Below are 23,152 nucleotides of genomic sequence, written 5' to 3'. Positions count from 1 at the left end.
CACGAATACACCACTAAATGGATCCCGATTAACTAAATGATTGTTTTTTGTTACGTTCAATAGCTTGTTCTGTTTCTTCTGAAGATAAAGAATTGGAAACATCAAAGGTACCATTATAAACACTATTTGTTTCCTTATGAAAAGCGCTAACTTCCAATAAACCTGAACTGTTCATTTTAAGTGTTACTTCGATCGGCGTTCCTTTTGGCATTGCGTGCGGAAAATCAAGTACGCCAAAACCAATTCTTGTTGCATCTTCGAGTTCCGTTTTAGCACTCATAGCAAATGATTCATACAATTCAATATCAACTCCGCTTTGCCCTTCTAATCTCGTATAAAAGGATAGAGTATGCGTTTTCGGCAGTTCATCATTTCTTTGAATAAAATTAAAAATTACTAGCTTATCTGTATTAGAAGCTTCATATGCAGACGTTCCGTACGTTCTCGGCGATACATTTGTAAAAATCATTCCCCGGGATTCTTGTTTTTGAACCATATGTCTTGGCAATACATTTTCATATTGTTTTATAATAGTTTTATTACCAGTTTGAAGTGCTTCTTTAACAACCTCATACTCCTGCTCGCCAACAGAATTTTTTACTACTTGCCAATCTTCTTCACTGAAATCAATAAACTCATTGCTAGCGCAAATGGCTGCTCCTTTTGCCACAGCCTCATCTAAATCCGCTTCCTTCGGTTCGATTCCATATCTATCGGAAATCAATTTTGATACTTGAGGCATTTTAGAAGAACCGCCAACTAAAAGAATATCGGTAATATTTTCATGTAAATATTTATTCATTTCCTCGTCTGTTATCGCTTCGAGTTCCTTTTTGAATTTTTTAGCAGCAGCTATTTTCAAACAAGTATCGGTATAACTTAAACTTCTTTCTAAGAGCTCTTTCGTTTTTTCTTCAAATTCGCTTCTTGTCATAGTAAAGTTCAATCTTCCCGCATCACCAATAATCATGATAGGTGCTGTTTCTCTGCTGCTTAATGTAATTTTTGTTTGTTCTGCTTTCAAGAACAATTCTTGTAAAATATCAAGATTTTCTCTAATGTCCTCGCCTTTTTCTTCTAAATATTTGTCGGCAAAATAATGAACCAGTATTTCATCCCAGTCCTTGCCGCCCAATGTATGACTGCCATCTGTACATATGACTCTCGGTTTGCCGTTGTTCATATCAATAATTGTGACATCAAACGTACCTCCGCCTAAATCATAAACCATAAAGTTTTTTTGCTTATCTTGACTCACATGTGCATAATTCAATGCTGCAGCAGTCGGTTCCGGAATAATATTCAGCACGTTTAGGCCGGCTATTTTACCAGCTGCTTTCGTTGCTTCTCTTTCAGCCATGCCAAAATATGCAGGACAAGTAATGACAACATCTTTCACATCCGGATCAGAATCACTTAATTTGCCTATTGCTCTTAGCTCTGCATTAGCATCTTTTACTAATTTCGTAAGTATTTTAGCCGATATTTCTTGGGGAGACATCTGCATTCCCTGAATGGTTCTCATAATTGGTTGCTTTGTATCTTCATCTACTTTTCCCATATCACGTTTAATAAAAGCGACTGTGTTATCCGGTTCTGATATCAGACTCTGTTTGGCAATCTCTCCGACAATAACATTTTTTTCTGTTTCGAAATAAACAACAGATGGTGTAGTCGTCTTGCCTTCTGAATTTTTCAACACAACAGCTTTTCCATTCTCATCAATATACGCAACACAAGAATACGTAGTTCCTAAGTCTATACCCAATCCTTTAACCATGTTTTCTCTCTCCTTATCAACTTGTTTCTTAATAAAAAACCCGCTATTTATCTATGTTCAAAGAAATAAAGAAATAAACCAATATTGAGAATAAATTTTCATAGAATTGCTTTTTGTACAAAAAAAGCCTGCCCGAATTGATCAGCAGACTCTTCCTGATTTCTTGAATTTTTAATACGGTTACTATTTCTTCTGCAAAATAACGAATGTACCTATACTATTAGCAAGCAAATTATTGTTTTCATCAAAAACTTCCGCTTCGACTGTCGCCATTTTTTTGCCCTTTGACTTCACATGCCCTTTCGCAGTCAGCTTTCCGCTGAAGCCCGGCTTCAAAAAATTAATCGACAGATTGACCGTCGCAATTGTCTCTGTTTCATCCAGCAATGTACGGACACTCATGCCGCTCGCTGTATCAAGAAGCGAGGCAGTCACACCGCCATGCAATGTTTGATTCGTATTCATATGCTTGTCCGGTTTAATCTCCATATAGAGAGTTGCTTGTCCGGGCTCTGCTTCCGTCCCGATAATGTTCAATGTTTCTGAAAAAGGAGCATTCAAAAAGAGCTCCTTTAAATATTGATAATAGCTTTGCTTCGTTGCATCCATGCCGCCATCCACCCCTCATTGTTCTCCATTTTAATTTACATACCATTAATTTGTTCAGTATTGCAATAAGTATTGATTAATTTTACACAAAATTTACATAATATTCACAATATTAATCTTCACAAAAGTAAATCTGTATATTAAAGTAGTAATAATATATTTTAGCACAATAGCCATATATTACCTATCAATAAGGAGGGAACACTAATGCTTTATGGCATAATCGATGTCGGCTCCAATACTATTCGCCTTAATATATATTCATATAACGAACAGCAAGTACAGTCATTACTTCACAAAAAAACAATGGCAGGTCTTGCCGGTTATGTAACAGATGGCTATTTATCAGTAAAAGGCATGAAAATCGCCTGCAAAACTTTAAAAGCCTACAAAGACATACTGCTAAACTTCAACATTAACAACATCCATGTTTTCGCAACTGCTTCTTTACGTAATATCATCAATACCGATGAGGTTGTCCGTACTATTTATGAAGAAACTGGCTTAAGTGTGGACGTTATTTCCGGAGAAGAGGAAGCAACACTCGGATATAACGGCGCAGCTGTTCACTCCAATATTAATACCGGTCTGTTCATTGATATCGGGGGCGGCTCCACTGAACTTGTCAGTTTTGAAGACCGCAAGATCACTAGAGCTGTCAGCTTGCCGATCGGATCTTTGAGTATGTACTCCAAACATGTCAAAAAGTTGTTTCCAAAAAAAGAAGAAGCAGAAGCTATTAAGCAAAACGTCTTGCAAGAATTACATAAACTGGGCTCACACTATAATCTTCAGTATGACGGCATATGCGGTGTCGGGGGCACAATTCGTGCTGCGAAAAAGCTGCATGATAATTTATTCCCAGAACAGTCAGAACAGCTTCTGCAAATACAAAATATTAAAACACTGCTCGAACATTTGCATAAAGCTGACAAAAAGATGCTTAGACGGGTGCTTCAAACCATCCCCGACAGGGTGCATACAATTATGCCCGGATTAATTATTCTCCAATTAATTGCCGAACATTACGGAAGCCAAACAATTACAGTAAGCCCTACCGGGGTGCGTGAAGGATACTTATATTCGAAAGTTTTAAAGGAGGGGTAATACAATGGCAAAATTAAAAAAGAAATACGATTTCAGCTACACACAAAACCGGGAATTGTCATGGCTGAAATTTAACGAACGCGTACTTGATGAGGCTTGTGACCCCACAGTGCCGCTTTATGAACGTTTAAAGTTCGTATCTATCTTTGAAAGCAACTTAGATGAATTTTTTATGATACGGGTCGGAAGTCTTCTTGATCTGTCGCTGCTAAAAGGCAACCGTATCGATAAAAAAAGTGGTATGACTGTCGCAGAACAGCTGAAAAAAATCTTTAAAGAAGTTGCGCCTCTTTATAAATATAAAGACAAAGCCTTCCAGGAAATTAAAGAAAAACTGAAACACTACGATATCCATCATGTCACGTTGAAGGAACTGGATGCAAAAGAGAAAAAATACGTTGAACAATATTTTCTTTCCTATGTGTTGCCGGTGCTGTCGCCGCAAATTGTTGATATACACCATCCTTTCCCCCACTTGCCTAATAAATCACTGAACGTCTTCATAATGATGAAAGAAAAGGATCAAACATCTTACGGCATTGTGCCGGTTCCACAGTCTTTGCCCGACGTTGTCTTTTTACCCGGAAGCAGCACCCGCTACATAAAAATCGAACAAATTATATATGAATATGTGCAGCGTGTCTTTGAGCATTTTTCATTATTGGACAAAACCATCATTTCCGTTACACGAAATGCCGACATAAGCCCTGAAGATGAAGTTTTCGCCGATGATGATGATTACCGCCATCATATGAAGAAAGTATTGAATAAGCGGAAACGTTTGGCACCGGTCCGATTGGAAGTTCAAAACGAAGCATCCGCGGAGCTCTTAACCTATTTAACTGCCCGTCTTAACATCACAAAGGAGCAAGTATACAAAAGCAAAGCGCCTCTTAGCATGAGCTATGTTTTTGCATTGCATGATAGATTGCCCTTGAATAAATTACGGGAACTTTCATATCCTGCATTCGAACCTCAAGTGCCGGCATCTGTTTCAAAGAAAGAAAGCATCATTAGTCAAGTTCATAAAAAAGATTTGCTGCTGCATTACCCTTATGAACAGATGGAGCCATTTTTGCGGCTCATTAAAGAAGCGGCTTACGATGATAACGTCATTTCGATTAAAATTACGATTTATCGATTATCCAGCAATTCCAAGCTGGTGGAATACTTAATTGAAGCAGCCGAAAACAATAAGGACGTCACTGTGTTGATGGAACTGCGAGCCCGCTTCGATGAGCAAAACAATATTGATTGGGCGGAGCGGCTTGAAGAAGCAGGCTGCAATATTATTTATGGCTTTGAAGGTTTCAAGGTCCACTCAAAAATTTGTTTAATAACACATTTGGAAAACAATAAAATTCAATACATTACACAAATCGGCACCGGCAATTATAGTGAAAAGTCGGCGAAAATGTACACCGATCTATCGTTTATTACAGCCAGCAACCGAATTGGAAATGATTCCGCTAATTTCTTCAAAAACATGGCCATTGCCAATTTGGACGGCCATTACGGGCACTTGCTTGTTGCACCGGCCGGCTTGAAGCCTTCATTGCTTGCTCGCATAGATGAAGAAATAATAAAAGCACAAAACGGCTATAACGGTTCCATCATTTTAAAGATGAACTCCTTAACCGATCGCGATTTGATTACAAAGTTATCTGAAGCATCATGTGCCGGCGTTAAAATCAATTTGATTATTCGAGGCATTTGCTGTCTTGTTCCAGGAATTACTAGCAAAACAGAAAACATTACAGTCGTGAGTATTTTAGGCAGATTTTTGGAGCATTCCCGAATATATTGCTTCGGCGAAGGAAAAGGTATGGACTTATACATCTCATCTGCAGATATTATGACTAGAAATATGGAAAAGAGGGTTGAGATTGCTTGCCCAATTTACGACCCCAACATTAAAGAAGCGATCCATAACATATTGCAAATCCAGCTGAACGATAATACAAAGGCGAGAATTTTACGGCCGGACAAGCAATTTATTAAAAAGACTGTCTCAGAGAATGAGCATCCGATGAACAGCCAATTGCATTTTATGGAGTTAGCCCTGCAAAATGCCAAACAACAATTAGTCGAGGAAGAAAGCGATGACTTTATACACCAAGACATAAGTGTCCCTTCATCTGAAAATCACCACGAACCGCACGATTTAAGCCTTTCGGTAACACCTAAACGACCGCGCATCGTCAAGCGCCCGCGCAAATCAAGATTGCAGCTTTCACACAGTAAAATGACTAAACAATAAATCTTTATCGAACAGCTTCCTAATAGTCTTTCAGGAGGCTGTTTTTCCTTATTATTCCATTAATTAACATCTCCCGATTCCCTCTCCTAATATTGGAAAAGCCAAAAATAATCAAAATAATAGAAATTTCTATATTAAAAGAGTAATATGTAGAATTGACAACAATGGAACACCTATATATTTAAAACTAAAGTAATCATCAATAAATCACTTCAATTGTATTAGGAGATGTAGCAATGAAACCAAAATATTGTAAAGAATCAAGAGTAAACAGAACAAGCCGCGTATTCCCGAATGACGTAAATAATCATCACACTTTATTCGGCGGCAAACTTATGAGCGATTTAGACCAAGTTGCATCAATCTCAGCAGCGCGCCACAGCCGTTGCGAATGTGTAACAGCTTCTACTGATTCAGTCGACTTCCTGCAACCAATCGGCATGTCCGATTCTGTTTGCTTTGAATCATATGTAACATGGACAGGTAATTCATCAATGGAAGTATTCGTTAAAATCGTAGCAGAAAACTTAAGAACCGGTGATCGAAAAATCGCTGCTACGGCATTTCTGACATTTGTAGCGTTGGATGAAAACAACCGTCCGACACAAGTGCCTAAAGTCATTCCTGAAACAGATGAAGAAAAGAAACTGCATGAAACAGCTGAAGAGCGTGCAATTATGCGTAAACAACGCAAAGTAAAAAGCAAAGAGCTCGCTTCCGTACTGACAACAAAACGCTTCTGGGATTTATATAACGGTTAGAAAAACCGTTACCGGTCCTTTTTCATTTTTGATTTCGCTCATTGAAATCACTTCAATGAAAAAGGAGACATGCGGCAGGACTAAGACAAACCGAACGAGAAACCTGGTTTTGGTTTCTTGTGTGGGATGGCTAGTAATGAACATCGGCTAAAGGCGTCCTGTCCGCATGCCTTCGCCGATGTGACCTACATCCTGTAGGCCTCAAGCATGTCAGGTATAAGGTTAGACAGCTATCAATTCAGAACTATACTTTATTAGCTAAGACATTCAAACAGCACTTCGTGAGTCCAATCATGAAGTGCTGTTTGAGTTAGTCGATTCCAAGAAAAAGTAAAATCTCCAAAAAGGTGAAATCAGTTATATACAGCATAAAAACCTTCTTTTATAATGAGGGGCAAGAGATACTTCCATTTTGGAAAGGAGAAATGAATATGACTGAACAATTCACTGCACTTGTAGTCGATAAAAATGAAGAACAGTTCACTGTAGAATTGGATAAGCTTTCAATCGAAGACCTTCCGAAAGGGGAAGTTTTAATTCGTGTCCACTACTCTAGTGTGAACTATAAAGATAGTCTGGCTTCAATTCCGAACGGCAATATCGTGAGAAATTACCCGTTCGTGCCGGGCATTGATTTAGCCGGTATTGTCGTGTCTTCCGATGATCCGCGTTTTAAAGAAGGAGACAAGGTGATCGCAACAAGCTATGGCATCGGTGTTTCACATTACGGTGGTTACAGCGAATATGCACGCATACCTTCTGAATGGATTGTGCCGCTTCCGGAAGGGCTGACATTAAAAGAAGCAATGATTATCGGAACAGCCGGCTTCACGGCCGCCCTTTCCGTACAAGCATTAGAAGAGCAGCAAATTACACCTAATCAAGGGAAAGTGCTTGTAACAGGGGCAACAGGCGGTGTCGGAAGCTTCGCAGTCGCAATTTTATCGACATTAGGCTATGCAGTTGAAGCAAGTACGGGCAAGCAATCAGCAACGGATTATTTAAAAAAGCTTGGTGCAGAGACTATTCTGTCTCGTGAAGAAGTGTATGACGGAAAAATCCGTGCACTCGGCAAGCAAAGATGGGCAGCAGCTGTCGATCCGGTCGGCGGGGAACAACTCGCATCAATATTGAGCCAAATTAACTATGGCGGCTCGGTTGCTGTCAGCGGTTTAACAGGCGGCGGCAATGTGCCGACTTCCGTTTTCCCTTTCATCTTGCGAGGCGTTAACTTGCTTGGCATTGATTCTGTTGAATGCCCGATGAAGAAACGCGAATACGTATGGCAAGCACTAGCTGCAAAATACAAACCTGCTAATCTTGAACAGCTTATTTCTGACGAAGTGACGCTAAAACAGCTCCCTGAGATCTTACCAGTCTTATTAAAAGGCGGAGCGACAGGTAGATATTTAGTTAAACTAGTTTAAACAAAAAGAGCATGAAATGACTTTTGATTCATTTCATGCTCTTCTTATTAAAAGGATCGGTGACGGCTTTTCTTATTGGCTGACGTAAGCTATAATGCCTTCTTCGTCATCAAGTACAAGTTCAATGCCGGCATAAGGGTTTTCTTGCAACGAGTGCTTAATCCAAAAACGCAATGCTTCAATCATATCTTTATGAGCAATGATTTGGTTTCTTCCGTTGAAAAACACTTCTGCAGAAAAGCCGTAAGCCTCATCATCAAACATAAGCTCTACTTCAATTTCTTCCGGCTCCATACGTTTTAAATCGGCCATATATAAACAAATAGCATTAATGATATCTTGTTCTGAAATCTTTAATTTCGCCATTGTCTTTCTTCCGCCTCTTTACGTCTGTTTTTATTTTTTATTAGCGTAACAATTTTCACAACAAGCATAACGACCACCATAATGGCAATCACATTAATCAGCAATCCTAAAATTGCTCCGAATGCTCCGAAGTTCCCTAATAGACCGCCTAATAATAAACCAGCTAATCCCCCGAACAGCATACCTTTCATAAAACCGCCGCTTTTGCTTTTTGCTGCTGTTGAATTCGTTGTTTTTGTGTCTGTTGTTTTCGAGCTGTTGGAGATGTTATCTGTTTTTTTATCACTATTATTTTGGATGTTTGATTTGTTTGTGTTAAAGCTTTTCTTTCCTGATTTGTAAGATTTGGCGCTAACATGGCTTGTCGCCTGATCGAAAATCAGATTTCCTGCTGGGGCTAATACTAGAGCCAAGGCCAATAATGATGCTAGTACTTTTTTAATCATTAATTGTGTTCCCTCATCTTTCTTGAATGATAATATGAACCATTGTTATTATCTTAACATATTTTCTATTATTACACTGTAAAACTTGCTTAAAAACCATAGCAATTATATGTATTTTTGATGTCTAACTGTAGGCTGATACTATCCACGGGGCATGTATCAAGCTAGGATAACATAAATAAACCCTGCTTCAATTAAACTAGTTAATTAAGCAGGGTCACGTTTTGGCATCCGTTAAGAGATCCGTAATCATCACGTCCTTTACTTTTAATCAATCATTTTACTATACGCAGTTAGCTGTTCTTCTGTTAAATGTGTAATAAAATAACGAAAGTCCATCACTTCCATCCCATAATTCTCACATGCGGTCGTGTAGCAATGATAAGCTTTGCGGTACAATTCCATTGTTACTCCTCCTTGTTATATAACAATTTATAATTTGTATAAATAATATATAACAGAAGGAGTTTTATGTCAATTACATTTTGGAAAAATGGGCTCATTTAATTTGTGCTAACATAAAATAACCGTTGAGAAAATTCTTTCTCAACGGTCCGTACATCCTTCATACATTAACATTAACCCTAAGCGCATTTTTCAATACTTTACCACTCGCATTACGAGGCAGTACTTGTATAAATTCAACCTCAACCGGGAGTTTATACGAAGCTAGTTTCGTTTGGCAATAAGCTGTGACTTCCTCCTTCGTTAAAGACTGCCCTTCCTTGCAGACAACATAAGCCTTAGGCACTTCCCCATAAATTTGATGCGGTATACCGACTACAGCTGCTTCTAAAATAGCCGGCATTTCATATAACACTTCCTCGACTTCAACCGGATAGACATTCTCACCACCTCGAATAATCATATCTTTCTTACGATCGACAATGTATAGAAGACCATCTTCATCAAACCGACCTAAATCACCGCTGTACAACCAACCATCCTTGATTGTTCGTTTCGTTTCTTCTTCATTTTTTAGATAGCCCTTCATTACTTGCGGTCCCTTTACTGCAATCTCACCGACAAGCCCTGTCGGTAACGGTTTCCCGAATTCATCGACTACTTGCACTTCTGTCATCGGCAACGGTTCTCCGACTGAACCTATCTTGTCCAACGCGTAATGATCTTTCAGTGTCGTTGCAGCCGGTGAGTTTTCCGTTTGCCCGTATAAGTTTTGCAACTTCACCTCCGGAAAAAGCGCTTTCAATTTCTTGACCAATTCATATGGCATCGGCGCTGCCCCATAGGCAAACAAACGCAAACTCGGCAGCTTTAATTCGCCCATCTTTCCTGTATTGAGCATTATATTGTACATCGCCGGCACACCGAAAAATATTGTTACATCTTCTGTTTCCATCGTCTTCATCGTTAGCTCCGGAGAAAATATCTCTTCTATTACAATTGTCCCCCCGCGATAAATGACAGGTATGCTGAACACATGGCTCGCTGCGCAATGGAAAAGCGGTGCTACAATATGCATACGGTCATTAGACGTAATATCCATTGCTGTAGCCCAAATCTCCGCGACAGCTTTCACATTGTTTCCCGATAACATCACGCCTTTCGGTTTACCTGTCGTACCAGAAGTATAAAAGATCACTGCTGTATCTTTAGGGTCAATAACAGGCTGTGTAAAATGACTTGTATCATTATTGAGTATTGAATGGAACTGTTCATCAATCGGTAAGGTGCATGAGAAAGTTTCCAGTGAGGACGGAAGTTGACTTAAAGTATCCGAAAAGCGGACATCATATAGAAGCGCTTTCGCTTCTGAATGTATGAAAATAAAGTCCAGCTCTGATGCAGTCAGTTTTGTGTTAACTGGTAAAACGACAAAACCTCCAAGCTGACAGGCGTAATAACATTTTAAGAAGTAATCGGAATTATGGAGGTAAACGGCGATAACATCGCCTTGCTCGAGGCCTTGCCTTTGGAAGTATGCAGCTAAATTTTTCGCTTGCCAGTAAAAATCCCGATATGTCGTTACTCTTCCTTGAAAAGATGTAATTGCTTGTTCCGGTTGCATTTCCGCGTGCTTCGCTAACTGTTCAAATACAAACACGATTACCAGCCCCTTATTTTACATTTTTATCCATTCAAATGAATTATAGCGACTAGCTTATATGATGTCTATTATTTTTAAAACTAGAAAACACCCTAATTTAATAAATTAGAGTGTTTTTCAAAGAATATTAAACTGTAAATTAAGAAGCTTGCCTTTGAGCTGTTGGGGCGATAGCTTCTGCTTCCTTCTTTTTGCCGATCATATTGAAGACAATGTTTAACACGATAGCTGTTACGCTGCCGGCAACGATTCCGTTACTTGTTAAAATTGTGATGCTGCCGGGAAGTTGAGCGAATAGATTAGGCACAACCGTTACCCCTAAACCAATCGCAACTGAGATCGCAACGATAAACATATTTTCTTGAGAAGCCAAGTTTACTTGACTTAAGATTTTAATACCTGCTGAAATAACCATGCCGAACATCGCAACCATCGCTCCGCCGATTACAGCTGAAGGAATGACTGTCGTTACCGCACCGATTTTTGGCACTAAACCGAATAGAATCAAGAAACCTGCTGCTACATAAATTACTTTTTTCGTTTTCACGCCGGACATTTGTAGCAAGCCAACATTTTGTGAGAACGTTGTATAAGGGAATGCGTTAAACAGACCACCAAGAATACTCGCGAAACCTTCCGCACGGTAACCTTTTTCCAAGTCTTCTTCTTTTAATTTTTTGCCTGTAATATCTGCAAGTGCAAAGTATGTGCCGGTTGATTCTACTAAGCTGACAATTGCCACTAAGGTCATCGTAACAATTGGCGCGATTTCGAATGTCGGCATCCCGAAGTAGAATGGTGTCGGAACACGGAAGAATGCCGCGTCTGTAATGTTTTGTGTATCAACCATTCCCATTAAGAATGCTGCAACTGTACCGATAATCAGACCTACTAATACGGAAATCGCACGAAGGAAACCTGTGCTGAATTTATATAATACAATAATAACTAATAATGTCCCGAAACCTAAAGCCAAGTTTGTCAAAGAACCGAAGTCTGCTGAACCTTGTCCGCCTGCTAAATTGTTAATAGCAACCGGAATTAATGTAATACCGATAATCGTAACTACTGAACCTGTTACAACAGGCGGGAAGAAACGAACAAGCTTTCCGAAAAACTTACTGATCAATACAACAATCAATCCGGAAGCAATGATTGAGCCAAAAATGCTGTTCATGCCATACTCTGTGCCGATTGCAATCATAGGCGCTACAGCTGTAAACGTACAGCCAAGCATGACCGGCAAGCCGATACCCATAAATTTATTACGATATAATTGCAGTAAAGTCGCAACCCCGCACATCATAATGTCAATTGAAACTAAATACGTTAATTGCTCAGCAGTAAGACCTAATGCCCCACCGACAATTAATGGAACGATAACTGCACCGGCATACATTGCCAATACATGCTGAATACCTAAGGAAGTAATTTTCATTGGCCCAATGTTTTTCATTATTGTTGATCCCCTTCGTTTACAAATTGTACTTTTCCATTTTCTAATGAAGCAATTTTTGCAAGAGATTCCAATTTAACGCCTGTTTCTTTCACCGTTCTATGTCCGTCCTGGAATGATTTCTCAATGACAATTCCGACTCCGACAGGATTTGCTCCAGCTTGTTTGACTATTTCAATCAAACCTAGAGCTGCTTGTCCGACTGCTAAAAAGTCATCAATGATTAATACATTGTCGCCTTCTGTAATGAAATCGCGTGAAATCGTTATTTCGTTAGTTTCCTGCTTTGTAAATGAACGCACAGTAGCTGTAATTAAGCCATCAGTCAATGTTAATGATTTGCGTTTTCTGGCAAAAATCATCGGAACGCCCATTTCAAGCGCAGTCATTAATGCCGGACCAATCCCTGAAGATTCAATCGTAAGAACTTTTGTGATGCCCATTCCTTTGAATCTTTCAGCAAATTCTTCCCCGATCTGCTTCATCAATACCGGATCCATTTGATGGTTAACAAATGAGTCTACTTTTAATACTGTATCCGAAAGAACTTTCCCTTCATCAATAATTTTTTGCTTCAACGCTTCCATACTATACCTCCAAAGCTTATCGTCTTCTCATTTGCAAGTATTTTTCCGTATAAACAAAAAAGCTCAGGCCTTTACTGCAACCTCATAAAATCAGAGTGCAGCAACTAAGCCTGAGCTGTATAAACTCAAGAAAAAAATTACTCACTCATAGTCAAGTTGTTTACGGTAACTTGGTAGAAACTCGCGAGCCATATTCTCGCTATTATATGAGAGACATCATATTTAATATTTTTGTATTATAACAATTACAGCATGCTTTGCATAGACTTTTTTGCATCATTGTAAAAATCTTTATATTCAGATATTTTTAACCGTTCAAATGTAAGCCCTTTCTAACTGTTTACAGCGCGCCATTTTGCTTCACATTTAATTCACATTTCTCCTCATTAAAAAAGTGAAAATCCGCTTGATTTATCAATTTTACACTATATAACCATTGTTAATGTTAGGAATGAACAATGTGTGAAAACAAGAAACCCATCTAGTAAATTTTGGATAGTTTTGTATGATAAAACTGTAATTATAGCAATTTCTAGAATATAGAAAGGAGTAAAAAAAATGGCACAAACACAATTAAAGAAAAAGCCAGATCCTCACAATGACGAACACGGGTCATTAAAGGGAACACTCGCTTCCGTTATTATACTTGGATTAGTAATTGTTATTACATGGGTAAGTGTATATTCATTATTTGTCAGCCGTTTATAGAACTTGAGGGGGGAAAAACGCCATGCATATGCATAAATTTGAGAAGTTATGGCTAACTTTCGGAGCAGCCGCGCTCTTAATATTTTTGACCGTACTCGGAGTGAGCGCGTTCTATCTCGGAAATCAGCCGCCAAGCTGTATGTTGACTATTGATCCGGCTAAAGTAGATGAAACGAAACCATTTACTGAGCCAGGTCTACATAAAGTAGAAGGAGAAGAGTGGGATTATGAATTGATTTTTGTCGCATCCGCATTCCAATACAATCCTGGCAAAATTGAAGTGCCTAATGGGGCGACAGTAAAAGTAAAGGCTACGACAAAAGACGTCATTCACGGCTTCAGTGTAGCTGGGACAAACATTAATATGATGCTTACACCTGGATTCATCAGTGAATATATTACAACATTTAATAAACCTGGTGAATTCCTTGTATTGTGCAACGAGTATTGCGGGGTAGGTCATCACATGATGAACTCAAGAATTGAGGTGGTTGAACAATGATGAAAACATCGATGTCTAAAGTTGATCCACGTGATGCTAAGTTGGTTATGGCTCACTTTTATGTGGCATTTATAGCGCTTTTCATTGGCGGATTTGCAGGTTTGCTTCAAGTATTGGTTCGTACAGGCAAGGTTGAACTTCCGTTCGGAATTGATTATTACCAAGTATTAACAGTACATGGTGTCTTACTTGGACTAATTCTCACAACATTCTTTATTATCGGCTTCCAGTTCGCGGCTGTCAGCAAAACAGCCGGTACATTATCCGATAAATTGCGTGTAACCGGTTGGGTGGGCTTTATTTTAATGACTATCGGTACAGCTATGGCTGCTGCGATGGTTCTATTGAAAGAAGCATCCGTTTTGTTCACTTTTTACGCTCCGCTGCAAGCGCATCCGATTTTTTATATCGGATTAACATTAGTCGTTGTCGGAAGCTGGTGCGCAAGCGGAAGTATGCTTACTCATTACGTAAAATGGAGAAAAGCTAATCCTGGCAAAAACAGTCCGTTGCTTACATATATGGTCGTTATTAATACATTGCTTTGGGTTATTGCATCTCTTGGTGTAGCCGCAACAGTATTAGGTCAATTGCTTCCATGGTCGCTAGGTTTAGTTGACACTGTGGATGTTTTAATCAGTCGTACGCTTTTCTGGTACTTCGGACATCCGCTTGTATATTTCTGGCTATTACCTGCCTATATGTGCTGGTATGTCGTTATTCCAAAAGTGTTGAATACACCTGTTTTCTCCGATTCATTAGCACGTATGTCATTCATTTTATTCTTAATCTTCTCAGTGCCGGTCGGATTCCACCATCAGTTGCTTGAACCGGGTATTGATCCAGCTTGGAAATTCTTACAGGTTATTCTGACATTCTTGGTTGTTGTCCCATCCTTGATGACTGCCTTCTCTTTATTCGGGACTTTTGAAACATACGGACGTTCTAAAGGGGCTACCGGCTTATTCGGCTGGTTCAAAAAACTGCCATGGGGCGATGCGCGCTTCCTAGTTCCATTCATCGGAATGGTTGCATTTATCCCTGCCGGCGCATCTGGTATGGTTAACGCTTCTAACCAATTGAACCAAGTTGTTCATAATTCAATTTGGGTAACAGGACACTTCCATTTGACGTTGGCTACTTCTGTTGTCTTAACATATTTCGGTATTTCATATTGGTTAGTGCCTCATTTAACAGGCCGTGTATTAACGAAAAAAATGAACAATCTAGCGATCATTCAGGCTGGTCTATGGGCAATCGGTATGGCGTTCATGTCCGGGGCAATGCACGCTGCCGGCTTACTGGGTGCACCGCGTCGTTCATCTTTCTCTACTTACGGAAATTCAGAGCAAGCTCTTGAATGGATTCCGTATCAATATGCACAGGCTATCGGCGGTTCAATTTTGTTCATCGGTATCATTTTGGTCGTTTATATTTTCATCAATCTTGCTTTCTTTGCACCGAAAGGCGATCAAGAATTTCCTGTTGGCGAAACATCTGAACATGCTGAAAAAACGCCTGCCGTATTCGAAAACTGGAAATTATGGCTTGGTGTTATGGTTGTCTTGATTCTTTTCGCTTACACGATACCGTTTGTCGATATGATTCAAAATGCACCACCAGGATCACCTGGTTATAAACTATGGTAAAGAACAAAAGCGCAAGCGCCCTCTAAAAAGCACCGTATGAACTGGAGGACGCCGACCGAGATAAAGGAAACACGACTTGCGGGCCGATTCCACATTTCAGCGTTGACTTATCGAAGGGGGGTTGCCGAAGGGCAATAGGTGCTGGACGCTGGAGCTGGACGTCAATACACCTTTTTCAACTTATACACAATGTAGATTTTTATAATTTCCTAAAGCATGAGAAAAACCGTCACCGGTCCTTTTTCATCACGAGAATGCTACTTAGATTTACCTCGATGAAAAAGGAACATCGGCTAAAAGTGCCACGTCCGCATGCCTTCGCCGATATGTCCTTCATCCTGTAGGCCTCCTTAGCATGGCAGGTATAAGATTAGACAGCTTTCCAAGTTCAAAAATTGCATACCTTCTTAGAAATTAAAAAGGATAGATGCAGCCCTTTTCCGCGGCTGCTCTATCCTTTTATTTTATTCATTCTATTAACTATTTAGCAAAGAAGTGCCTTGAAGACACCTCTTTTTATCAGCTAAGTTTATAAATATCACTGTACTTCTCTTGCAAATAACGAATTAAATAGTCGACATTTAGGCCTTCTCCCGTAATATCTTGAAGAAGTTCCAATGGCTTTTTCAACTTGCCGTATTGATGGATGTTCTCGCTAAGCCATTCTTTAACCGGCGCAACATTCCCTTCAGCCAATAACTCATCGTAATTCGGAAGGTCTTTTAGCATCGCATTTTTCCATTGTGCCGCATACATATAGCCTAGTGCATATGAAGGGAAGTAACCGAAGCTGCCACCTGCCCAGTGTACATCTTGGAGAACACCTTCGCCATCGTTCGTTGGCTCAATTCCTAAGTATTCTTTATACTTTTCATTCCATACTTTTGGAAGGTCTGCCACTTCAATTTCATTATTAATTAGAGCTTTTTCAATTTCATAACGTACCATTACATGCAATGGATACGTAAGTTCGTCTGCCTCAATGCGGATCAGTGATGGCTTCGATTCATTAATGGCACGGTAATAGTCTTCTAATTTCACATTACCGAATTGTTCCGGCGCCGTTTTTTGAAGTTCTGGATAATTGCTCTTCCAGAAGCTAAAACTGCGGCCGATAAAGTTTTCAAAGAATAATGATTGCGATTCATGAATACCCATTGAAGTTCCGGAAGCTAATGTTGTACCCATCAGTTCTTTTGAAATGTTTTGCTCATAAATGGCATGTCCGCATTCATGGATAGTACCGAAGACAGCAGTTCGGAAATCATTTTCATCATATTTCGTTGTAATTCGGACATCATTGGCATTAATGGTAATTTCAAATGGATGCACTGTTTCATCAAGACGTCCCGCATCAAAATCATATTGCAACTGTTCTAAGATCTTTAAGCTGAAGTCTTTTTGTTGCTCTTTTGGAAAATGATTAAATAAGAAATCGACTTCCGGTTTATGCTTGCTTTCCGCGATTTTTTTCACCATCGGTACAATTTCATTTCTGAGTTTTCCAAATACTGAATCTAAAATCTCAACTGTCATTCCAGGCTCATAAATGTCTAATAATGTATTATATTTATTGCCTTCATAACCCCAATATTCAATGAACTTACGATTGTAGTCGACGATTTTCTCCAAATACGGCTGGAACATTGCAAAGTCAGACTTTTCTTTCGCTTCTTCCCACACGCTTTCCGCTTTCGTTGTCAACATCGTATAATCTTTATATTCTTCTGCTGGAATCTTTTTATTACGATCATATTCTTTTTGACAATCTTCTACCAGTTTTTGTGTTGTCAGCGAAAGGTAGTTCCATGTGTCTTCTTCTGTTAATGCTTGTATGTAATATCCCATCTCACCGCTCACTGACATAGCAAATACTTCCGAAGAAAGCTGTCCGATAACAACAGAGCGCTGATCGACTCCTTTTTTAGGTGCTCCTGTGCGCAAATCCCAATATATTAATGCCAAAGCTTCATTGTAAGCTGTCATTTTTTGTACAAAATCCAGAAAATCTTTTTCAATAGTTTTCACTGTCATTTCCTCTACCTCCCATTTGATTCATTTTATCATATTTGTGGCAGAACTATGCCATAAAAAAGAGAAGACCCCTTAATGGCTGGTCTTCTCCTTTTATCCGGTGACGGTTTTTCTTATTTAATTTCCGGCTTTACTGGCAAGACATTTCCGATATGACGAAGAACTTCTTCACTAGTATAACTGTCTACGAATAAATGAATTGTACCGTGGTCGCTGCTTGTGCGAATCAGGCGTCCAATGCCTTGACGCAAACGAAGCAGCATGTACGGCAAGTCAACTTGTTCAAACGGATTGTCAAGCACTTCTCTCTTCGCTTGGAAGACCGGATCGTTCGGCGGATATGGCAAGTTGTAAATGACTACTTTTGTCAGCGCGTGTCCTGGTACGTCTAATCCTTCCCACAGATGGTATGAGCATAGAACCGAATGCTGTTCATTTTGGAATCTCTTGACTGTTTTACTCATTTCTTCGTCGCCCTCAAAATAAACCGGGAAGGCGAACTCTTCTGCAGAAACGACTTTCTTGAATTGCTCCATTTCCTCAAGAGACGGGAACAATACTAATGTACTTCCATTGTTTTCACGCATAAGCTCGATAACCGCTTGATCTTTGCTTGAAGTATCTTGCGCATCTGCCATGGACAGCTCTACCTTCATTACCTCTTCATAGTCAAAAGGTGAATCAACCGAGAAGCTTAAATAATCTTTAATGCCTAAGCTGTTAGCAATATAGTCGAATGAACCTTCTTCAGATAATGTTGCAGAAGAGAAGACATATGGCATTTTCTTCGAGAATACTTCTTGTCCAAGAATATCACTGACCAATCTCGGCATGATTACTAATACATTTTTTAAGTCCGCTTTTTCAAGCCACACAACAGCATTTTTGCCCGTTGAGAACAAAGATAGCGAGTAGGAGACTTGTTCAAGAAACTCTTCGCTTCCCTTTAATGTGTATTCATCGATCGTGTACATTTCCGCTTCAAATACCAGCGCTTCCAGAATTTCATCAATATGCTTTTGTAAACGCTCCGCTTTTTGCTGAATTAATTTCGGTACGGTAATTTCATAACGGTGCGAACCTTTAATGTGATGACTGCCGTCTTGCAACTGTTTAAAAAATTCTTCATTCTCATGAATGCAGTCTTCAATCAATAACAAAGTTTCTTCTCTCATATCATTCGCTTGCAACGCTGTCAGCACTTCGAACAATGTATCTTCTGCGATTCGGTATGTTAAACCTTTTTGCGCCGAAAACTCAAGCAAATGTCCTTCATCAAAAATAACCGTACTATATTCAGGCAATAACGGAAGCTGTCCTTCCCTTTTTCGTGCTTCTTTTGTCCAAATATGTTCCATGAAGAAGTCGTGCGAGCACACAATTAAATCTTGCGCCTTACGGTAATGGTCACGGGATAACGTTTGACCGCATCGGTGGCGTTTCTCGCATGAGAAGCAGTTTTGAAGCGAATCCCAACCGACTTTGCTCCATTCTTCATCCGTTAGGTAAGGATATTCTTTTCTGTCGCCATACACTTCAAATTTAGTCATTGAAGAAAAATCATTAATAAATTTCGGAAGGTCATCATACAGCTGATCAATGTTTTCGCTGTCTTCCTCCATATACGCTCTGTCCATTTTGTTCAAGCAGACGTATTGGTCTCTTGACTTCGCCAGTCGGACATCAATATTTAACCCTAAACTTTCCGATAGCTTGGCAATATCTCCTTCTTCCTTAACGAGCTGCTCAATCAATGTTTCATCAGCACAAGAAATAATTGCAGGTTTGTTTGTGTAGCGTGCATAGCAAATCGCATAGAGCAAGTAAACAATCGTTTTCCCGGTTCCTACTCCCGCTTCAGCGAATATTGTCTTCTTTTCTTTAAAGGCCTTTTCCAGCTGAAAAGCCATGAAAATTTGCTCATCTCTTTCTTCAAAGCCTTTTTCCGGCAAAATGTCATAAAACACATCACCGATCCATTCGGATAATTTGTCATAAAATGCATCGTTTTTTGAAATAGTAAACGGAAGTGTTTTCAGCATTGTAAAAATCCTTTCTTTGTTCGGTCCACAAGAAAAATTGGCAGAGAGTTGTTCTTCCTGCCAATTTTTTCGTCTTATATTTATTATACCTCTTTTAACATAATTCCTCTCTTTTTTCTATTCATACAAGGAGGACTTATGTATTTTACTGTTCTTTTCTAGGCGGTCTTTTGCCCCAGTATTGATAGAAGTCTGTTTTAATGAAGCCGTTGAACAGCTTACGCTTTTTCGTTGCCGGCTTTCCATAAAAACGTTCAAATCCTTCATGGGAAGTCAGCATATATACAGACCATGTTTCATATTGCCCGAATACTTTACCCATTTCCGTATACATCTTTTCCACAGCAGCTTGGTCGCTCAAACGCTCACCATATGGAGGATTTCCGATAATAACACCATACTGTTCATATTTTTCATTCACAGTAAAATCGCTGACCTGCATTTGCTTGAACGTAATTAAATCGCCAAAACCAGCTTCCAGAGCATTTTTCTTCGCGATTTCCACCATACGGTGATCGATATCGGAGCCTGTGATATTAAGCGGCTGATCGTAATTCGCTTTCTCATCAGCCTCATCACGAACCTTTTCCCATACAGATTCCGGCATCCAAGGCCAAGTTTCAGAGACAAATTCACGGTTAAAGCCGGGCGCGATATTCTGACCAATCATAGCGGCCTCAATCGCAATTGTTCCAGATCCGCAAAACGGGTCAACAAGCGGACGGTCTGGCTGCCAATTTGTCAGCATCACAAGAGCTGCCGCCAAAGTTTCTTTCAAAGGAGCTTCCCCCTGATCAACTCGATAACCGCGTTTATGCAGGCCGACGCCTGATGTATCTAATGTGATTGTTGCCACATCTTTCAGCATAGCGATTTCCAGCTTAAATAGCGGTCCGTTTTCCTCGAAGCGGGCAATACGGTTGTAAGCCCTTTTTAAACGTTCAACAATCGCTTTTTTCACGATAGCCTGACAGTCGGAAACACTGAAAAGTTTTGATTTGTGCGATTTGCCGGCAACAGGAAATTCGCCATTTTCAGGAATGAAGTTTTCCCATGGTATTGCCTTTGTATTTTCAAACAGCTCATCAAAAGTAAGTGCCTTGAATTGTGCTACTTGAATCTTCACTCGATCCGCAGTACGAAGCCACATATTGGCTCTCGCAATCGCAGTTTCATCTCCTTTAAAGATTACCTTGCCATTATCGACAGTACATTCGTAGCCTAGTGCTCTTACTTCTTTAGCGACAAGAGCTTCTAAACCCATTGCTGCTGTCGCAATAATTGTGTATTGTGCCATTTCATCACCTTTTAATTGTAATTGCTTTGTTTAATATATTATCAAAAGAATTTCTTATTTGCATTCGAACAATTTCCCGATAGTACAAGAAAAACCGTTACCGGTCCTGCACACAAGAAACCCGACCCGCATTTGGTTTATTGGGAGAGACAGGAAAAGGGAACATCGGCTAAAGGCACCACGTCCGCATGCCTTCACCGATATGACCAACATCCTGTAGGCATCCGAGCATGGCAGGTATAAGGTTAGACAGCTATCCAAGTTCAAAAAATATATTCTTTCTTAAGATACAATAAAGACTCTCCGCTTAAAAGGAGAGTCTTTTGTTTTAGCATCAAGTTATAAATTAATATGAATTTGACAACGCTCTATAAGCCATGTTTTGTTCCTTCGTATTGCAAACGACCGATTTTTTCAGTCTCATACAGAAGGCGGTAATCATCTATCTACAGGCATATGCCTGTCCTTTACCTCGTTCATTTCCAAGGTGTAAGGTGCCCCTACCTAAATTTGGGTTTCTCGCTCGTGGGGTTTACCCGTTCCACCCTTGCCATTTCTGACAAGGCTACGTCACTGTGGCACTTTTATAGGGTACTGGACCATATCCGAATGGACTTAGGTCGCTCCCCGGCCGTCAGCCGTCAAAGCTGCCCTAGCTTATTTTTTCACTAGGCACGAACACTACAAGCATCTCAGCTTGTGCGAGCATGGACTTTCCTCTACAATCTGCATAATGCAATTGCAGCAATTACCCGAACGTTATCAAACACAACATTACCTATTATAATCATTGATGTACATTTTTTCAATGGTAAAAACTTGAATAGAGTAATATTTTTTATTCGTATAGTTTATTGCCAAATACGTGTTTCTCTAGATTTGACAATCTTTTCAAAATATCAAAATTAGTTGTTCCTGGTGCAGCCTGCTGATACCCTTGTGGAGCTGTTCGGCTGCTTCCTTCTTCTATTTTCTTACGCAATTTCATGTTTTCTTGTTTTAATTCCTCAATCTCTTGCTGGAATGTTTCATAATCACGGATTACAATATCCAAGAATTGATCAACTTCTTCTGGCTTATAGCCGCGCATAGCTGTCTTAAATTCTTTTTCTAAAATATTTTGTGCAGTTAATTTAATTTTATCCGACATTATCTGATCACCTCAATACATGTCTCTATTCATGACTTTTATTATTATTTTTTCAAAAAGGACAGTCTTTGTCAATTTACTTCTGAAATATTATTAAAAATAAAGGAAACATTATTCATTATTATGTTCATATGCTGCTTCTTCTATAATTTGCTGAATATCGTAAAAACTGATTTGAAAAACTTCATAAGGGTGATTCTCAGCATATTCCCTGGCTTTTCTCCAAAAATATTGAGGCGATCCCTCATTTTCATCATCATAAAAAATGAGCGTGCCGTCTGTTTTGTTCAGTAAGAACTGATCGCGGTTCTTAAATTGAGCTGGACTGACATAAGGCTGATTAGACACAGCTTGGACAAAATCAGCCTGAGAAGCAATCGACTGATAATACTCCTGATTCTTCTCATTCCAATTGCTCTCGTGCTGCAAAAACGGAGTGATGATAGCCAAACGGAGTTGCGGATAGCTTTTCTTCAGTTCGAGAACGACTTCTCCGGCCCATAGCTCAACACCGAGTTGCCCTGAAATAATCACCCACTCTAAGCCTTCTTCAAGAAAATCTTCAAGCCGTTTACGAACCTCTTTTTTTATGAAAACGACTTCTTTTGCATTTTGATCAAAAATCCCTAATTCAAAATTTTTATAGCCTGTTATGTAAAGTACTTTCAGCATTTCAATCTCCTTAATTAGAAAAAACTGTCACCGATCCTTTTTCATTTTAGAATCAGCCTCTTGAATTCACTTCAATGAAAAAGGAGACATGCGGGAGGACTATGATGAATCACACAAGAAACCCGCCTTTGGTTTCTTGGGGGAGGCAGCTTAGGACCGAGCATGGCAGGTATAAGATTAGACAGCTATCCAAGTTCAACTTTAGAAGCTAGAAAAACCTTGAAGTTAAAC

The 23,152-nt window shown here is 39.5% G+C and carries 20 protein-coding genes, 1 other RNA gene and 1 riboswitch; of the genes, 7 read left to right on the top strand and 14 right to left on the bottom strand.

Annotated features, from left to right (window positions below; translation table 11 throughout):
- Window positions 1–28: 28 nt before the first annotated feature.
- Together IEO70_RS19210 and IEO70_RS19205 are read right to left on the bottom strand one after the other, a co-directional pair.
- Window positions 29–1,780 (bottom strand): Hsp70 family protein, encoded by a 1,752-nt coding sequence (locus tag IEO70_RS19210; protein WP_190999988.1) that lies wholly within the window; start codon window positions 1,778–1,780, stop codon window positions 29–31.
- A gap of 183 nt (window positions 1,781–1,963) precedes the next feature.
- Entirely contained in the window at window positions 1,964–2,389 is a 426-nt protein-coding gene (locus tag IEO70_RS19205; protein ID WP_190999987.1) for a PaaI family thioesterase, read from the bottom strand.
- Window positions 2,390–2,596: 207 nt separating this feature from the next.
- Here IEO70_RS19205 and IEO70_RS19200 point away from each other — a divergent pair, with 207 nt between their 5' ends.
- The 4 genes from IEO70_RS19200 (at window position 2,597) to IEO70_RS19185 (ending at window position 7,944) form a co-directional block, all read left to right on the top strand.
- Complete coding sequence (locus IEO70_RS19200; RefSeq protein WP_190999986.1) at window positions 2,597–3,496, top strand: Ppx/GppA phosphatase family protein; 900 nt, start codon at window positions 2,597–2,599, stop codon at window positions 3,494–3,496.
- A gap of 4 nt (window positions 3,497–3,500) precedes the next feature.
- Window positions 3,501–5,756 carry a polyphosphate kinase 1 gene (ppk1, locus tag IEO70_RS19195; RefSeq protein ID WP_190999985.1) on the top strand — a complete coding sequence of 752 codons (2,256 nt, stop codon included), beginning with the start codon at window positions 3,501–3,503 and terminating at the stop codon, window positions 5,754–5,756.
- 236 nt (window positions 5,757–5,992) lie between these two features.
- Complete coding sequence (locus tag IEO70_RS19190) at window positions 5,993–6,517, top strand: acyl-CoA thioesterase (RefSeq protein ID WP_190999984.1); 525 nt, start codon at window positions 5,993–5,995, stop codon at window positions 6,515–6,517.
- Between the two features lie 431 nt (window positions 6,518–6,948).
- Window positions 6,949–7,944 (top strand): NADPH:quinone oxidoreductase family protein, encoded by a 996-nt coding sequence (locus tag IEO70_RS19185; RefSeq protein ID WP_190999983.1) that lies wholly within the window; start codon window positions 6,949–6,951, stop codon window positions 7,942–7,944.
- 72 nt (window positions 7,945–8,016) lie between these two features.
- Here the strand turns inward: IEO70_RS19185 and IEO70_RS19180 are convergent, their stop codons facing one another.
- From IEO70_RS19180 to IEO70_RS19155, 6 genes are all read right to left on the bottom strand, one after another.
- Window positions 8,017–8,310 carry a DUF2653 family protein gene (locus tag IEO70_RS19180; protein ID WP_190999982.1) on the bottom strand — a complete coding sequence of 98 codons (294 nt, stop codon included), beginning with the start codon at window positions 8,308–8,310 and terminating at the stop codon, window positions 8,017–8,019.
- Window positions 8,298–8,756, bottom strand: coding sequence for a hypothetical protein (locus IEO70_RS19175; RefSeq protein WP_206711660.1), 459 nt, complete (start codon window positions 8,754–8,756; stop codon window positions 8,298–8,300). Before IEO70_RS19175 ends, IEO70_RS19180 begins: the two co-directional genes overlap by 13 nt.
- Window positions 8,757–9,023: 267 nt before the next feature.
- Entirely contained in the window at window positions 9,024–9,161 is a 138-nt protein-coding gene (locus IEO70_RS19170) for a hypothetical protein (protein WP_190999981.1), read from the bottom strand.
- A gap of 160 nt (window positions 9,162–9,321) precedes the next feature.
- Entirely contained in the window at window positions 9,322–10,821 is a 1,500-nt protein-coding gene (locus IEO70_RS19165; protein WP_190999980.1) for a class I adenylate-forming enzyme family protein, read from the bottom strand.
- A 142-nt stretch (window positions 10,822–10,963) separates the two neighbouring features.
- A complete protein-coding gene (locus IEO70_RS19160; RefSeq protein ID WP_190999979.1) occupies window positions 10,964–12,280 on the bottom strand; it encodes a nucleobase:cation symporter-2 family protein in 1,317 nt (438 codons plus the stop codon).
- Complete coding sequence (locus tag IEO70_RS19155) at window positions 12,280–12,867, bottom strand: xanthine phosphoribosyltransferase (RefSeq protein ID WP_190999978.1); 588 nt, start codon at window positions 12,865–12,867, stop codon at window positions 12,280–12,282. The genes IEO70_RS19160 and IEO70_RS19155 overlap by 1 nt, the downstream gene beginning before the upstream one ends.
- 128 nt (window positions 12,868–12,995) lie before the next feature.
- A riboswitch (purine riboswitch) is annotated at window positions 12,996–13,097 on the bottom strand.
- 328 nt (window positions 13,098–13,425) lie between these two features.
- Between IEO70_RS19155 and IEO70_RS19150 the strand changes: the two genes are divergently transcribed.
- From IEO70_RS19150 to IEO70_RS19140, 3 genes are read left to right on the top strand one after another with little or no spacing between them, the layout of a single operon-like run.
- Complete coding sequence (locus IEO70_RS19150) at window positions 13,426–13,575, top strand: cytochrome c oxidase subunit 2A (RefSeq protein WP_190999977.1); 150 nt, start codon at window positions 13,426–13,428, stop codon at window positions 13,573–13,575.
- Window positions 13,576–13,597: 22 nt separating this feature from the next.
- Window positions 13,598–14,077: a cytochrome c oxidase subunit II gene (locus IEO70_RS19145; protein ID WP_190999976.1), complete on the top strand. Its 480-nt coding sequence runs from the start codon at window positions 13,598–13,600 to the stop codon at window positions 14,075–14,077.
- Window positions 14,074–15,726 carry a b(o/a)3-type cytochrome-c oxidase subunit 1 gene (locus IEO70_RS19140; RefSeq protein ID WP_190999975.1) on the top strand — a complete coding sequence of 551 codons (1,653 nt, stop codon included), beginning with the start codon at window positions 14,074–14,076 and terminating at the stop codon, window positions 15,724–15,726. The genes IEO70_RS19145 and IEO70_RS19140 overlap by 4 nt, the downstream gene beginning before the upstream one ends.
- Window positions 15,727–16,245: 519 nt before the next feature.
- Here IEO70_RS19140 and IEO70_RS19135 read toward each other — a convergent pair.
- The 6 genes from IEO70_RS19135 to IEO70_RS19110 all read right to left on the bottom strand — a co-directional run bounded on the left by IEO70_RS19135 (window position 16,246) and on the right by IEO70_RS19110 (window position 22,921).
- The gene (locus IEO70_RS19135) at window positions 16,246–17,760 is read right to left on the bottom strand and encodes a carboxypeptidase M32 (RefSeq protein WP_190999974.1); all 1,515 of its coding nucleotides are present in this window, start codon (window positions 17,758–17,760) and stop codon (window positions 16,246–16,248) included.
- A 113-nt stretch (window positions 17,761–17,873) separates the two neighbouring features.
- Window positions 17,874–19,811, bottom strand: coding sequence for an ATP-dependent DNA helicase (locus IEO70_RS19130; protein WP_191000000.1), 1,938 nt, complete (start codon window positions 19,809–19,811; stop codon window positions 17,874–17,876).
- Between the two features lie 136 nt (window positions 19,812–19,947).
- Complete coding sequence (locus IEO70_RS19125; protein WP_190999973.1) at window positions 19,948–21,099, bottom strand: THUMP domain-containing class I SAM-dependent RNA methyltransferase; 1,152 nt, start codon at window positions 21,097–21,099, stop codon at window positions 19,948–19,950.
- Between the two features lie 366 nt (window positions 21,100–21,465).
- Window positions 21,466–21,859, bottom strand: an RNA gene (gene rnpB / locus IEO70_RS19120) — RNase P RNA component class B.
- 78 nt (window positions 21,860–21,937) lie between these two features.
- Window positions 21,938–22,252: a cell division regulator GpsB gene (gene gpsB / locus IEO70_RS19115; protein ID WP_190999999.1), complete on the bottom strand. Its 315-nt coding sequence runs from the start codon at window positions 22,250–22,252 to the stop codon at window positions 21,938–21,940.
- A 108-nt stretch (window positions 22,253–22,360) separates the two neighbouring features.
- Window positions 22,361–22,921 (bottom strand): DUF1273 domain-containing protein, encoded by a 561-nt coding sequence (locus IEO70_RS19110; protein WP_190999972.1) that lies wholly within the window; start codon window positions 22,919–22,921, stop codon window positions 22,361–22,363.
- Window positions 22,922–23,152: the final 231 nt, after the last annotated feature.

This window comes from Peribacillus faecalis (assembly GCF_014712675.1).
In the GTDB taxonomy this organism is placed as follows: domain Bacteria; phylum Bacillota; class Bacilli; order Bacillales; family DSM-1321; genus Bacillus_AD; species Bacillus_AD faecalis.
Note: the sequence above shows the minus strand (reverse complement) of the source record. Positions and strands in the feature narration are given on the sequence as shown.

Excerpts from the sequence above, each read along its gene's own strand:
- IEO70_RS19140 (WP_190999975.1), top strand. The coding sequence starts at position 14,074 with ATGATGAAAACATCGATGTCTAAAGTTGATCCACGTGATGCTAAGTTG.
- IEO70_RS19170 (WP_190999981.1), bottom strand. The coding sequence starts at position 9,161 with ATGGAATTGTACCGCAAAGCTTATCATTGCTACACGACCGCATGTGAG.
- IEO70_RS19155 (WP_190999978.1), bottom strand. The coding sequence starts at position 12,867 with ATGGAAGCGTTGAAGCAAAAAATTATTGATGAAGGGAAAGTTCTTTCG.
- IEO70_RS19135 (WP_190999974.1), bottom strand. The coding sequence starts at position 17,760 with ATGACAGTGAAAACTATTGAAAAAGATTTTCTGGATTTTGTACAAAAA.
- IEO70_RS19185 (WP_190999983.1), top strand. The coding sequence starts at position 6,949 with ATGACTGAACAATTCACTGCACTTGTAGTCGATAAAAATGAAGAACAG.
- IEO70_RS19180 (WP_190999982.1), bottom strand. The coding sequence starts at position 8,310 with ATGGCGAAATTAAAGATTTCAGAACAAGATATCATTAATGCTATTTGT.
- IEO70_RS19125 (WP_190999973.1), bottom strand. The coding sequence starts at position 21,099 with ATGGCACAATACACAATTATTGCGACAGCAGCAATGGGTTTAGAAGCT.
- IEO70_RS19145 (WP_190999976.1), top strand. The coding sequence starts at position 13,598 with ATGCATATGCATAAATTTGAGAAGTTATGGCTAACTTTCGGAGCAGCC.
- IEO70_RS19150 (WP_190999977.1), top strand. The coding sequence starts at position 13,426 with ATGGCACAAACACAATTAAAGAAAAAGCCAGATCCTCACAATGACGAA.
- ppk1 (WP_190999985.1), top strand. The coding sequence starts at position 3,501 with ATGGCAAAATTAAAAAAGAAATACGATTTCAGCTACACACAAAACCGG.
- IEO70_RS19210 (WP_190999988.1), bottom strand. The coding sequence starts at position 1,780 with ATGGTTAAAGGATTGGGTATAGACTTAGGAACTACGTATTCTTGTGTT.
- IEO70_RS19190 (WP_190999984.1), top strand. The coding sequence starts at position 5,993 with ATGAAACCAAAATATTGTAAAGAATCAAGAGTAAACAGAACAAGCCGC.
- IEO70_RS19175 (WP_206711660.1), bottom strand. The coding sequence starts at position 8,756 with ATGATTAAAAAAGTACTAGCATCATTATTGGCCTTGGCTCTAGTATTA.
- IEO70_RS19200 (WP_190999986.1), top strand. The coding sequence starts at position 2,597 with ATGCTTTATGGCATAATCGATGTCGGCTCCAATACTATTCGCCTTAAT.
- IEO70_RS19110 (WP_190999972.1), bottom strand. The coding sequence starts at position 22,921 with ATGCTGAAAGTACTTTACATAACAGGCTATAAAAATTTTGAATTAGGG.
- IEO70_RS19205 (WP_190999987.1), bottom strand. The coding sequence starts at position 2,389 with ATGGATGCAACGAAGCAAAGCTATTATCAATATTTAAAGGAGCTCTTT.
- IEO70_RS19160 (WP_190999979.1), bottom strand. The coding sequence starts at position 12,280 with ATGAAAAACATTGGGCCAATGAAAATTACTTCCTTAGGTATTCAGCAT.